The organism is Cupriavidus sp. R6-3 (assembly GCF_059772245.1).
Window position 1 is genome coordinate 54,272 of sequence record NZ_JCBAJO010000007.1, and the last position, 12,743, is coordinate 67,014.

The window sequence follows — 12,743 nt, forward strand, 5'->3', positions numbered from 1 at the left end:
CTCCTCCATGAAGTGGACTCGGTTGCCGCGGCGCCGGGGGGCGTGGGCGAGCGGGTTCTTTCATGGGGATGGATGTCATGAGGGGCGGCGGCGTTCCCACGGAGTTGAAGGTATCGCGCAGCGGAAATGCCCGCTCACCCCGCCGCCCCCGCCTCCGCCCCCAACCTCTCCCTCACAAACCCCAGAAACGCCCTCACCCCCTCCGGCAGCGTCCGCCCCGCCAGCGTCTGTAGTTCGATCGCCCTGCCCTTCATCCCCCGCTCCCGGATCACCGCGGCGTGCAGTTCTCCGCGGCGCAAGCGGTCGCCTACGGTCACCGCACCGGAAATCGACAACCCTCCCCCGTGCAGCACGAAACTGGTCAGCGTCTCGAAATGATTGGTGACCAGCACCGGCTCGAACACGATGCCGCGTTCGCCGGCGGCGATATCGAACAGCTGGCGCACCGTGTTGTCGGCCTCCGGCAATGCCAGCGGATACGGCTGCATCTGCGCCAGCGTCACGCTGCGAAAGCGCGCCAGCGGATGGTCGGGGCGCATGATTGCGATCACGGGCGCGGGCTGGCGGTGTTCGACGCGGATGCCCTGCTCGCCAGCGCGGCTATAGGTGATGCCGATATCGGCGTCGCCGTGCAGCACGATGCCGGTGACATCGGCCGGCGACGCCACGCGGACATGGAAGTGCAGTCCGGGATAGCGCTCGCGGAATTCGGCGATGCAGCGCGGCAGGAATTCGATGGCGAAGCCCGCGGAGCTGGCGATGCGAACACGGCCGCGCCGCAAGCCCTGCAGGGCGGCGATTTCCGAGACGACGCGGTCCGCTTCCAGCGCGCCTCGCAAGGCATAGGCCGCCAGCACTTCCCCGGCGGCGCTGGCGACCATGCCGCGCGGGCGGCGGTCGAACAGTGGCACGCCCAGCAGCGTTTCCAGCGCGGCCACCTGGCGGCTGACCGCCGATACGGTGACGTTGAGCCGCTGCGCCGCCTCGGTCAGCGAGCCGCTGCGTACCACTTCGAGGAAATAGCGCAGGGCTGTGTCCTGCAGGCGGTGCGACAGCATCGATCCGGCTCCCTGGCGCAAAGGCCCGTTCTGGTTTGCGTTTTACGCAAGGATATTTGAAATAATCGTCGATTGTGCGAAACCCGGCCCGACCCGTATGCTTTTCCGGAACAACGAAGGAGACACCACCACCATGGCGCCCGACCAGACCGCTTCCAGCCAGTCCACGAATCAGCCCGCCAATCGGCCGACCGCCCAGCCCACCGACCCGATCGTCGAACTCGATGCCGTCGCGCTGTCCCGCGCCATCCATGCGCGCGAGGTCTCGTGCGTCGAGGTGCTCGACGCCTTTTTCGACCAGATCGACCGCCACAATCCGCGCGTCAACGCCATCGTCGCCCCGCTCGACCGCGATCCGCTGCGTGCCCAGGCGGCCGAGCGCGATGCCGAACTCGCCAAGGGGCAAAGCCGTGGTCCCCTGCATGGCTTCCCGCAGGCCCCGAAGGACATCAGCCCGGCCGCGGGCATGGTCACGACCAAGGGCTCGCCAATCTTCGCCGGACAGGTCACGCAGACCGATGCCGCGATCTTCGCGCGCATGCGCAAGGCCGGCGCGCTGTTCGTCGGGCGCACCAATTCCCCCGAGTTCGGCCTCGGTGGCCATACCTACAACCCGGTCTATGGCACCACGCGCAATGCCTTCGACCCCTCGCGCTCCGCGGGCGGCAGCAGCGGCGGAGCGGCGGTCGCCGTCGCGCTGCGCATGCTGCCGGTGGCGGATGGCTCGGACATGATGGGATCGCTGCGCACGCCGGCGGCGTTCAACCACGTGTACGGGCTGCGCACGTCGTTCGGGCTGGTGCCGCACGGCCCGACCGACGAGGTTTTCTTCCAGCAGTTCAGCGTGGCCGGCCCGATGGCGCGCAACGTGCCGGACCTGGCGATGCTGCTGTCGGTGCAGGCTGGTTTCGATGCGCGCCTGCCGCTGACGCGCCGCAGCGAGCCGCCGGGCAGTTTCGCGCTGCCGCCGGAGCGCGACTGGACCGGCGTACGGATCGGCTGGCTGGGCGATCTGGGCGGCCAATTGCCGACCGAGCCGGGCCTGCTCGATACCTGCGCCCGCGCGCTGGACCACTTCCGGACGCTGGGCTGCACGGTCGAGCCCGCCCTGCCCGCATTCGATCTGGAAAAGCTGTGGCACGCATGGATCGATCTGCGCAGCTTCTCGGTGGCCGGCGCCAATGCCGCGCTATGGCACGACCCCGCCAAGCGCGCGATGCTCAAGCCCGAGGCCGCATGGGAGATCGAGCGCGGCATGGCGCTGCCCGGCACGCGCGTGTACGAAGCGATGTGCGTGCGCAGCGCCTGGTATCAGGCGCTGGTCCAGCTGTTCGCACACTACGACTATCTGGTGCTGCCCGCCGCGCAGGTGTTTCCGTTCGACGCCGAATGGGACTGGCCGCACGCCATCGACGGCCGCGACATGGACACCTATCACCGCTGGATGCAGACCGTGGTGCCGGCGACGATGGCCGGTCTCCCGGCACTCGCCGCGCCGGCCGGTTTCGGGCCGCAGGGCCTGCCCGCCGGCATTCAGATCATCGGGCCCGCGCAGACCGATGCCGCCGTGCTGCAGCTGGGCCATGCCTACGACCAGGCGGGCGGATTCTCGCGGGTCCGCAGTCCCTGGCTTGGCTGAGCCACACCACATACGGCAATAACGCAGCCTCTCGATCGATTTCGAAATCCACCACTGCTGGCAGGAGTGCCCTTGATGACCGCAATGCCCCCGAAGCGATTCTTCCTTGCATGCACCGGCCTGGCCGCCGTCTTTGCCATGGCCACCGCGCCGGCCGCAGCGCAGACGTATCCCGATCGCCCGATCCGTCTGGTGGTGCCCTTTGCCGCGGGCGGCGCGACCGACGTGCTCGGGCGTCTGCTGGCCGTGGGCCTTGGCGAGAAGCTCGGCCAGACCGTGGTCGTGGAAAACAAGCCCGGCGCCAGCACGGTGATCGGGGCCACGCAGGTCGCCAAGGCCGCGCCCGATGGCTATACGCTGCTGCTGGCGGCCAGCACCACGCTGACGCTGAACCCGGCAATTCGCCCCAACCTCGCCTATGACCCGATCAAGAGCTTCACGCCGCTGGGCCTGGTCGCCGATATGAGCCTGGTGCTGGTCGCCAATCCCGACACGTCGCTGCATTCGCTCAAGGACCTCGTCACGCAGGCAAAGGCCGATCCGGACAAGTTCTCCTACGGCTCGTTCGGCACCGGTTCGTCGGTGCATTTCGGGGGGGAGATGCTGAAGTCGGCCGCCGGCATCCGCATGGTGCATGTGCCCTTCAACGGCAGCGCGCCCAATCTGACGGCGCTGGCCGGTGGTCAGGTCCAGGTCGCGGTCGACACCGTGGTGGCGGGCCTGCCGCTGATCAAGGCAGGCAGGATCCGTCCGCTGGCCGTGCTGTCGCCGCAGCGCCTGCCGGCCTTGCCGCAGGTGCCGACGGTCGCCGAGAGCGGCTATCCGGGCTTCCAGATGGGAACGTGGTTCGCGCTGATCGCACCGGCCGGGCTGCCGGCGCCGGTCCAGCAGAAGCTGGAGAAGGCCTTGGCGGACGTCGTCAACGCCCCGGCCACGCGCGCCCGACTGGTGGAACTGGCGCTGACGCCCGCCTATGGCAATGGCGCCGCGGTCAAGGCCAGGGTCGAGAAGGAGTTGCCGGAGATGCGAGCCGTCGCGGCGCGGGCGAATATCCGGGCGGAATAAGGGCGGAATAAGGGCAAAATAAGGGCGAAGTGCGGGCGGAGTGCGGGCGGAGTGAGGCAGCGCCGTCGCGTACCCTGCGCGCCCAGCCGCGGCAATCCGCAACGGCGCCGCGGCATTATTTGACTGATCGGTACAAAACAAATTATGCTCGTCGGCACGCGCTCAGCCGCCTGAGCGCAGCTCCTCTTCGAGCAACGATGCAACGGGTCTGACGCACCCGTTGTTTTTTGCCCATTTCTGTACCGATCGATAAATTTTTTAGCCGCCAAGAATACCGATGAGCCATCCCGTCAGCACCGACATTCGCCAGATTCCAACCGCCACCGGCATGGTGGCCATCCCGGCCGAGCTTGAGGACGATGTCGCGCAGTTCCACTATGCCCCTGCCCGCCGCGTCGGCGACTTCGTCTATCTATCCGGCGTGGTCGCCTGCAACAGGCGCACCGAGCCGATGGACGAGCCGGCGTTCTGCGACGAATTGCGTGGGGTCTTCCGGCAGATCGAGCGCTTGCTGCTCGCCTGCGATGCGCGGCTGGACGATGTCGTCGAACTGCAGATGTTCCATGTCTTCGGCAGCGAACGGCTCGCCCTGGACAAGGCCGGCCAGCTGGCGGCCATCGGCCGGGTTCGAGACGAGTTCTTTGCCGCGCCGTATCCGGTCGCGGTGGAATTGGGCGTGGCGGACCTGAACCCCGATGGCGGCCTGGTCGAAATCAAGGCCACGGCGTTTGCACCACGGGACCGTGCCGGCAAACAGCCGCGCTAGCACGCCAGGCGGCCGTCGAGGCCCTGAGACGCGCTCAAGCGTGCGGATACGCCTCGAAGGCCGGCAGGCGCTCCGCCGCCGCCGTCAGCGAGGCGATGGCCGGATGCTTTGCCGGATCGACCGCGCCCGGCAGCATGGCCTGCGTAAAGGTCCACACCACCGCAGTGGTCAGTTGCGCCTGCGACAGCGCGCTCTCCTGTACCGGCACCGCCAGGCGCGCGACCTCTTCCTCCAGCAAGGCAAAGGCGCTGGTGCGCTGGCCGTCGACGCGCTCCACCCACGGCTGGTGCTGCTTCTCGGCCGGCCGCAGCTGGTGCTCGTAGACGTTCTGCACGGCCTTCTCGCACGCGGCCAGCGCCAGCCCGATGACGCGCAGATCGCGCTGGCGCGCCGCCAGGTCCGCCGGCATCAGGCTGCGTCCGGCCAGCGCCTCGACGTAGTCGATGATCAGCGTCGAGTCCATCAGCACCACGCCGTTGTCGCAGACCAGCGACGGCGCCTTGACCACCGGATTGATGGCGCGGAACTGCTCGAAGGTGCGGAACACCGAAACCGGTTCATGGTGGAAGGACAGCCCCAGCAGGCGCATCGTGATCGCGGCGCGGCGCACATAGGGGGAATCGAGCATGCCGATCAGTCTCATCGTTTTACTCCAGGGGTCGGTTGACGGGGATGGCGCCTATCTTCCTTTGTCCACCGCCCGCTTGCCAAGCCCCATCGCGTCGAATCCCCGCGCCGCCCCGGCTCAGTCGCGCTTGTCCCGGGACGGTTTCCGCGATTGCAACGGCAGGCGCCACAGGTCATAACGCTCCTCGCCGGCCTTGACCACCCCCGCGAAATGCCCGTTCAGATGGCTGGCGGTGAACACCAGGTCGCCATTGGGCAGCAGCGCGGGCGTATCGGGCCAGAGCACGCCCTCGTCGGCCGCGAGCAGCGACATCGCGCCGGTGGCCGGGTCGTACTTGACGATGCCGTTGCGCGTCACGTCCGTGATGTACAGCTTGCCCTTCGCGTCGGTGACGATGCCATCGGTATTGCCGCCGACGTCGCCGAGATCGCGCACCGCCGCGGACAACGTCTGCGCACTGGCGCCCTTGTCGCGCAGCAGCCGCGTCGGCACGGCATAGGCGTGCGTGCCCGTGGTGACGGCCCAGTACAGCGTGCCGGCATCGGGCGACAGCGCGATGCCGTTGATGCCGAGTTTCAACGGGTTGCCCGGCCACACCTCGGCGCCATGCGAGACCACCTTCGCGCCGGGCTCCGGCAACAGGCTCGCGTGCCGGTCCAGCACGCGCCGCGCCTTGCCTGCGGCAAAGTCCACCACGATCAGCCCCGCCTGATTGTCCGGCGCGCTGCGCAGGCCGCTGTCGGAGATATAGGCGATCCGGCGCCGCTCGTCGACGACGATATCGTTCAGGAAGCTGCCCTTGCGGTCCGCCACGCCATCGAGCGCGATACGCCGCACCGTGCGGCCGGTACGCAGGTCGTAGACCATCACCTTCTGCGCGCCCACCGGGGCCTCGGCCTGGCCCGCGACGAAGCCCATGTCGAGCGCCCACAGCCAGCCGTTGCGGCGGTCGATATGAAAGCCGAGCACGTTGCGCAGATGCGTGTCCGGGGCGGCATCGACCGCATTGCCGTCCACCGACGGAAAGGCCGACAGCCGGGCCGGCCCGCTCCGCGCGCTGGTATCGAGCAGGCTCAGCGTCGCCGGCGCGTCGGCGGAGACCAGCCGGGGCGTGCTGACGAAGGCGCGGCCCCGCGCATCGAAATGAATGCCGGCGATCGGCGCGTTGACCGAGCCGGCGAAGGGCGCCGGGTCCGCGCCCTGCCGGGACGGCTCCCAGCTGACGCCCTTATAGCTGCGCCAGCGTTCGAGGGGGATCTGGGCGGCGGTATCGGCGAATGCCGGGACGGCGGTGAATGCGGTGAATGCGGTGAACGTCAGCGCGGCGAGACGGGACGGGTTAAGCAGCATGGTGATGTCCGGAAGTTTGGGCCGACAGGCGCTGACGGCGCGTGGCCGTGCCTGTCGGCGATGAATGGTCGGCAAAGTCGCGGTCGGTGATGGGAGGTCCGTGGTGGGCGACCGGTCAGCGATGAACGATGAGCGGTCAGCGATGAACGATGAGCGGTCAGCGATGAGCGATGAACGATGAGCGGTCGGCGATGAGCGGTCGGCGATCGCCGATCAAAGAATCGAACGGAACGACCCGCCCTCGACACGAACGGCGGCCCCATTGGACGCCGCGCCGAGCGGACTGGCGAGCAGCGCCACCATCGCCGCGATCTCGTCGGCCTCGATCATGCGGGCGATCAGCGAGCTGGGCCGGTACGTCTCGAAGAAGTGCGCTTCGATCTCGGCATCACTCATGCCCGGGCGCGGCGCGGTCTGGCGCAGGTATTCGACGATGCCGTCCGAGCGCGTCGCCGCCGGCAGCACGCTGTTGACCGTGACGCCGGTCCCCTTGGTCAACTCCGCCATGCCGCGCGACACCGCCAGCTGCGCCGACTTGGTGACGCCGTAATGCACCATGTCCGGCGGCGTGAAGGCGCCGACCTCGCTGGAGATGAAGATCACCCGGCCCCAGTTCCTTTCCAGCATGCGCGGAAAGTAATGGCGCGACAGCCGCACGCCGGACATCACGTTGATGTCGAGCATGCGCAGCCAGTCCTCGTCCGTGATTTCCGCGAAGGGCCGGGCTTCGTAGTAGCCCAGGTTGTTGATCAGGATGTCGGTGTCCGGCACGGCCTCGGCCAGCGCGGCCGCACCGCGCGCGCTGCCGAGGTCGGCGACGAAACACGACACGCTGGCGGAAGGCGCGGCCGCGGCGATCTCCGCGACGGCGGCATCGAGCTTGTCGCGATGTCGGCTCGTGATGGTCACCGCGGCGCCCTCGCGCGCCAGGGTGCGGGCGATGGCCAGGCCAATGCCGGCCGTGGCGCCGGTGACGATGGCAGTCCTGCCTTGCAGTTGAAGGTCCATGGGGTTCCTCGTTGTCGGGTGGTGATGTCGGGTGGTGATGCCGGACTTTATTACCCGCACCAACGGAGATAAACTCGCCCGTCAGGAATTCATCTGTTCTTCGGAGGACATAATGGCGCGCCGCTTCGACCATCTTGGGGACGTGGAAGCCTTTCTGGCGGTGGTCGAGCACGGGTCGTTCACGGCGGGCGCGGTGGCGTTGTCGACCACGCCCTCGGTGCTGAGCCGCGCCATCGCCCGGCTCGAGGCCCGGCTCGGCAGCCAATTGCTGCGCCGGACCACGCGCCGCATCGGGTTGACCGACGCGGGACGGCAGTACGTCGAGCAGGCGCGCGCCGCCTTCACGCTGCTCGACGACGCCGAGCGCGAAATACAAGGACAGGAAGGGGAACTGTCGGGAAGGGTCCGGCTCAGCGTGCCGACGACCTATGGCCACTACCGGCTGCCGCCGCTGCTGGCGCGCTTTACGCGGCAATATCCGCGCGTGCAGGTGGAGCTGAACATCACGAACCGCAATGTCGACCTGGTGGCGGAAGGCTTCGACCTCGCCATACGCCTCGGCGACCCGCCCGACAGCGGGCTGGTGGCGCGCAAGCTCGAGGACGCGGCGCTATGCCTGGTCGCGGCGCCCGACTATCTGCGCCGCGCGGGCACGCCGCGGACGCTGGACGATCTGCATCGCCACGTCTGCCTGCCCTTCGTGCTGCCAAGGACGGGCCGCATCGCGCCGTGGGTATTCCGCGACGGCGATCGGGACATCGACTGGCAGACCGCCTCGCCCATCGCGATTTCGGACGATGTGCTCGGCGTGGTCTCGCTGGCCGAGCACGGCGCCGGCATCTGCCAGAGCTACGACTTTATCGTGCGCGATCGCATCGAAAGGGGAAGACTGGTCGAATTGCTGCCGCATCTGCGCGGACGCTCGCGGCCGTTCTCGCTGATCTACGCGCCGCACCGCCGCCAATCGGCGGCGGCACGGGCGATGATCGATCTGCTGACCGCGGGTTGAGCGGCAGCGGCTGCCCAGCTGCCCGGCTGCCTCAATCGAGATAGTCCGGCTCCAGCCGCGCCAGCTGCCGGTGGATGCTGGCCAGATGCAGGCGCGCGCTGTCGGGATCGCCCTCGCGCATCTGCCGCGCGCACAGCGCGGCGACGTCCGGCGGCACCGGCAGCAGCGGGCGGCCAGTACCGTGCGCGCGCACCTGGACTTCGGCGGCGCGCTCGAGGTAGTAGAGATCGTCCCAGGCCTGGGCGATATTGGGCGCGGTCACCATCACGCCGTGATTGCGCAGGAAGGCGATGTCCGCCTCCCCCATCGCATCCGCAATGCGATCGCCCTCCAGTTCATCCAGCGCCAAGCCGTTGAAGGGTACCGTGGCGACCCGGCCGTAGAACTTCAGCGCGGTCTGCCCGGCCCAGACCAACGGTTCGCCGTCGACCATCGCCAGCGCGGTCGCGTTCGGCATATGCGTATGGAAGGCCGCCACCGCCGCCGGTTTGCGCATATGCAGCCGTGCGTGGATAAAGAAGGCCGTGGCCTCGGGTTCGCCTTCGCCATCGATCACGCGCCCGTCGACATGGCAGACCAGCAGGCGCGAGGCCGTGACCTCGCAGAAGGCAAGCCCCAGCGGATTGACAAGGAACAGCCCGGGGTGTCCCGGCAGGGTCGCCGAGAAATGGTTGCAGATCCCCTCCGCCATCCCGAGCCGTGCCGCCATGCGCAGGCACGCCGCCAGATCGGTGCGAGCCTGCAGGACAGCGGGATCGCTGCGCAATGCCGCCGCCATGCCGGCATCTCCCGCCGCCTTGCTGGAAAGTTGATGCGCCATGGATCGCTCCTTCAGAGTTGCACCCACCCGAGCGTAGCAAATAACTGGCGCAGGTCGGCCAGATCGGGCAACACGGCGTCCGGCCGATAGTCGGGCAAGGGCTTGCGGGCCGTGCCGCGATCGATCCAGACGCAGCGGAACCCCATGTCCCGCGCGGCGGCGAGATCCAGATGCGGACTGGCGCAGATATGCAGCAGCCGGTCCTGCGACACGCCGATCGCTTCATGGGCATGCAGGAACAGCCGCGGCGACGGCTTGTAGGCCCGGGCCTGCTGCGCCGTCACGATACGGTCGATCTGGCCCCCGAGCTGCGCGACATTGCCCGCGATGATGGCGTCGTCGGTATTCGACACGATGCACAGCTTGAAGCCCTGTGCCTTCAGCCATGCCAGCGTCGGCACGACCTCGGGAAACGGCGGCATTGCGGCGATATGGCGGGTCAGCGCGTCGGCGTCGCTGGCCTCGAACGGCAGCCCGAACGCCTCCAGTGCGGCGCGCAGCGAGTGGGCCGAGACTTCGGCGAAGGAGCGATGCGGCGGCGTCTGCTCCAGCCGGTGCTCGTGCTCGTCATAGACCCGGATGAACCCGTGCGGATCGACGCCGCGCCATCCCTTGCGGGACAGCAGGCGATCGACGTAGGCCAACAAGCCTTCGTCCCACTGGATCAGCGTGCCGTAGCAGTCGAAGGTCAGCCATTCGGGCCGATGGGAAGGTTGCATGGTCGGGCTCCAGCTCTCACGTTGCGAATGGCCGCATGCTAAGCTGGGACCGCTGAATTCGAAAATTCGATTTTCAGCGCAACTTCATCGATCCATCGAATCATGCTCGATCTCGAACTGCTCAAGACCTTTGTCAGCGTCGTCGACGCGGGCGGCTTCACGCGCGCCGGCGAGCGGGTCCACCGCACGCAGTCGACCGTCAGCCAGCAGATCCGCAAGCTGGAGGACCAATTGGCGCAGCCGCTGCTGCTGCGCCAGCGCGCCCGCAAGTCCGTTGCGCTGACGGAGGCCGGCGAACGGCTGCTGGGCTACGCGCGCCGGCTGGTCGATCTGGCGAAAGAGGCCGAGACGATGATGCAGACGCGGGGCAATGCCGGAGTGATCCGGCTCGGCGTGCCCGACGATTTCGATGTCAAGCGGCTGATTCCGCTGCTGTCCGGCTTCGCCAAACGCCATCCGGCGATCCGGCTCGATACCGTCAACGGGCTCAGCGTCGAACTTGGCAACCGGATCGCGCGGCAGGAGCTGGACCTGGCGCTGCTCAAGCGCGACGCCGATGGCACGCCCGTACTGCTGCGCCGCCCGGAAACGTTGAAATGGGTCGTGGGCCGGGACTTCGCGATGGACGCCGACCCGCTGCCGCTGGTGGTGTTCGGCCATGGCTGCCTGTACCGGGATCGGGCGATCCACGCGCTCGAATCGTCAGGCCGCAGCTGGCGCATCGCCTTCACCAGCCAGAGCCTGGTCAGCATCCAGGCCGCGGTCGCGGCGAATCTCGGCCTGAGCCTGCTGCCGGCCACCGCGGTGCAGGACGATCATGTGGTGCTCGGCGCCAGGGCCGGATTGCCGGCCCCGCCGCCGACCGAGCTGGCGCTGGTCGGCAGCGCGCGGCTGCTGACGCCCGCGCAGCAGGCGCTGGTGGACTATCTCGATGAGAAGCTGCCCGGACGCCGCCTACGCGCGCGACGCTGAGGTTTCGTTCGACCCGCGCCCCTTGCGCCGTACCGCCCTGACCTTTCCGCTGGGGCCGCCGCCGCAGAAGAACCGATCCGCGCCATCCGATTCGAGCCCGGACACGCCCATGCCCGCCGGCATCTCGATGCGCTCGATCACTTCGCCGGTAGCGGGATCGACATGGCGCAAATCGCTGGCCTCGCCCTCCCAGGTGCCGTGCCACAGTTCGCCGTCGACCCAGGTGACGCCGGTGACGAAGCGGTCGGAAGTCAGCGTGCGCAGGATCGCGCCAGTCTCGGGATCGACCTGGTGGATCTTGCGCTCGCGATGCTGGCCGACCCACAGCGAGCCTTCGGCCCAGGCCAGGCCCGAATTGCCGTCCTTGGTGGGCGCGGGAATCGACGACACCACCTCGCCGGTCTGCGGGTCGATCTTGTCGATGCGGCCGTCCGCGATCTGGTACAGGTAGCGGCCGTCGAACGCGGTGCCGGCGTTGGCCGTGACATCGAGGGTGCGAAGCATCTGGCCGCTGGACGGGTCCATGGCCTTGAGCTTGTCGCCGGTGGCGACCCAGACATGCTGGCCGTCGTACGAAACGCCATGCACGGCGTCGACGCCCGGGAACGGGCCGTATTCGTGAAGGACTTCTGCGGGGGCGGTTTTCATGGGGGCATCCTGGTGGGAAGTTGACGACAGGCGCGTCACCGCGTTCGCGCAATCTGCGCGGTCACGCTTCGATGCTGCCATGCTAGTCCAGGGTCGATATTGCCGGGAGTAACAAGGTCGTCGTGATTTCCGGCACGGGCGTGGTCATCCAGCGGCGCGCGCGGCCGTGGCCGATCGCCAGTACCTTCCCCGCCTCCGCCAGCGCATCGAGCGCGCGCTGCACGGTGCGCTGGCTGGCGCCGAGCGCCAGCGCCAGCCCCGAGCTGGACCACGACTCGCCGTCGGCCAGCAGCGCCAGTACCGAGCCGTGCCGCTCCTCGACCGGGCGCGCCAGCACCACGACCTGCTGCGTCGCGCGCGGCACCAGGGCATACCCGCGTGGGGTCGCGGCAATCTCCGCCAGCGACGCAATCGCGCCGCGCAGCCGGCCCATTTCGACGCGCAGCCGAGCGCGGTGCGTGGCATCGGCGTGTTTCATGCGGAAGGCCAGCGCGATCAGGCTGTCGCGCGGCAGATCGTGCGGCCAGGCCTCGCCCAAGGCCCGCGCCAGCGCGAACAGCACCGGCCGCGTGGCGAGCGAAATCACCGTCCCGCCGTGACGGACGGCATGCCGGCAGGCGTCCACCACCAGCGTGTCCGATGCCAGCAGCGCTTCCACCTCGTCGAGCCGCAACGGCCGCGATTGGCCGCGATCGATCAGGCGGGCGGCGGGGATGTCGAGCATCGCGGTGGCGCGCTCGACCTCCGCGGCAAGCGCCGGAATGCCGGCCATACGCGCGGCGTGGCGAGCGCGTTGCAGCGCAGCGCGCGCGGCCACGGCATGCACGCGCCGCATGGCGATGCCCGCGATGATCAGTTCGTGCGCCGTCCTCATCGCGGGCGGCAGCTGCGCCGGATCTGCGCCGGCCAGCATGTGCTCGGCCTCGTCCAGCCGCCCGATCAACAGCAGCCGCCGGCTCGCCAGATAGCGCGCATGCGCGGCGTTGGCGCGGTCGCCGTGCGCTTCCAGCGTCAAGCGGGCGGCATCGAGGGCCTTGGCCGGCCAGCCGAGGTCGCGCACG

Annotated in this window: 13 protein-coding genes; 5 read left to right on the forward strand and 8 right to left on the reverse strand. The window is 68.7% G+C overall.

Annotated elements, in window-relative coordinates; translation table 11 throughout:
* Positions 1-134: 134 nt before the first annotated feature.
* Positions 135-1,058, reverse strand: a complete 924-nt coding sequence (locus AC6EI8_RS02970) for a LysR family transcriptional regulator (protein ID WP_150083909.1) — start codon at positions 1,056-1,058, stop codon at positions 135-137.
* A gap of 133 nt (positions 1,059-1,191) precedes the next feature.
* On the opposite strand from AC6EI8_RS02970, the gene AC6EI8_RS02975 reads away from it, so the two are divergent.
* From AC6EI8_RS02975 to AC6EI8_RS02985, 3 genes are all read left to right on the forward strand, one after another.
* Positions 1,192-2,697, forward strand: a complete 1,506-nt coding sequence (locus AC6EI8_RS02975) for an amidase (RefSeq protein ID WP_226105756.1) — start codon at positions 1,192-1,194, stop codon at positions 2,695-2,697.
* 75 nt (positions 2,698-2,772) lie between these two features.
* Entirely contained in the window at positions 2,773-3,762 is a 990-nt protein-coding gene (locus AC6EI8_RS02980; protein WP_226105758.1) for a Bug family tripartite tricarboxylate transporter substrate binding protein, read from the forward strand.
* Between the two features lie 277 nt (positions 3,763-4,039).
* Positions 4,040-4,528: a Rid family hydrolase gene (locus AC6EI8_RS02985; RefSeq protein ID WP_150083906.1), complete on the forward strand. Its 489-nt coding sequence runs from the start codon at positions 4,040-4,042 to the stop codon at positions 4,526-4,528.
* 34 nt (positions 4,529-4,562) lie between these two features.
* On the opposite strand, the gene AC6EI8_RS02990 is transcribed toward AC6EI8_RS02985, so the two are convergent.
* From AC6EI8_RS02990 to AC6EI8_RS03000, 3 genes are all read right to left on the reverse strand, one after another.
* Positions 4,563-5,171, reverse strand: a complete 609-nt coding sequence (locus AC6EI8_RS02990; RefSeq protein ID WP_498381251.1) for a glutathione S-transferase — start codon at positions 5,169-5,171, stop codon at positions 4,563-4,565.
* 102 nt (positions 5,172-5,273) lie between these two features.
* Positions 5,274-6,506, reverse strand: a complete 1,233-nt coding sequence (locus AC6EI8_RS02995; RefSeq protein ID WP_498381252.1) for an L-dopachrome tautomerase-related protein — start codon at positions 6,504-6,506, stop codon at positions 5,274-5,276.
* A gap of 213 nt (positions 6,507-6,719) precedes the next feature.
* Positions 6,720-7,514 carry an SDR family NAD(P)-dependent oxidoreductase gene (locus AC6EI8_RS03000; protein WP_498381253.1) on the reverse strand — a complete coding sequence of 265 codons (795 nt, stop codon included), beginning with the start codon at positions 7,512-7,514 and terminating at the stop codon, positions 6,720-6,722.
* A 112-nt stretch (positions 7,515-7,626) separates the two neighbouring features.
* Between AC6EI8_RS03000 and AC6EI8_RS03005 the strand changes: the two genes are divergently transcribed.
* Entirely contained in the window at positions 7,627-8,523 is an 897-nt protein-coding gene (locus tag AC6EI8_RS03005) for a LysR family transcriptional regulator (protein WP_498381254.1), read from the forward strand.
* 31 nt (positions 8,524-8,554) lie between these two features.
* Here the strand turns inward: AC6EI8_RS03005 and AC6EI8_RS03010 are convergent, their stop codons facing one another.
* Together AC6EI8_RS03010 and AC6EI8_RS03015 are read right to left on the reverse strand one after the other, a co-directional pair.
* Positions 8,555-9,343 carry an aldolase gene (locus AC6EI8_RS03010; RefSeq protein WP_265633895.1) on the reverse strand — a complete coding sequence of 263 codons (789 nt, stop codon included), beginning with the start codon at positions 9,341-9,343 and terminating at the stop codon, positions 8,555-8,557.
* Positions 9,344-9,354: 11 nt separating this feature from the next.
* Positions 9,355-10,062 (reverse strand): haloacid dehalogenase type II, encoded by a 708-nt coding sequence (locus tag AC6EI8_RS03015; protein ID WP_498381255.1) that lies wholly within the window; start codon positions 10,060-10,062, stop codon positions 9,355-9,357.
* A 102-nt stretch (positions 10,063-10,164) separates the two neighbouring features.
* On the opposite strand from AC6EI8_RS03015, the gene AC6EI8_RS03020 reads away from it, so the two are divergent.
* The gene (locus AC6EI8_RS03020) at positions 10,165-11,034 is read left to right on the forward strand and encodes a LysR substrate-binding domain-containing protein (RefSeq protein ID WP_498381256.1); all 870 of its coding nucleotides are present in this window, start codon (positions 10,165-10,167) and stop codon (positions 11,032-11,034) included.
* Here the strand turns inward: AC6EI8_RS03020 and AC6EI8_RS03025 are convergent.
* The gene (locus tag AC6EI8_RS03025; protein ID WP_498381258.1) at positions 11,017-11,682 is read right to left on the reverse strand and encodes a Vgb family protein; all 666 of its coding nucleotides are present in this window, start codon (positions 11,680-11,682) and stop codon (positions 11,017-11,019) included. The two genes, AC6EI8_RS03020 and AC6EI8_RS03025, sit on opposite strands and share 18 nt — an antisense overlap.
* 82 nt (positions 11,683-11,764) lie before the next feature.
* A partial coding sequence (locus AC6EI8_RS03030) for a helix-turn-helix domain-containing protein (RefSeq protein ID WP_498381259.1) occupies positions 11,765-12,743 on the reverse strand: 979 nt, incomplete at its 5' end.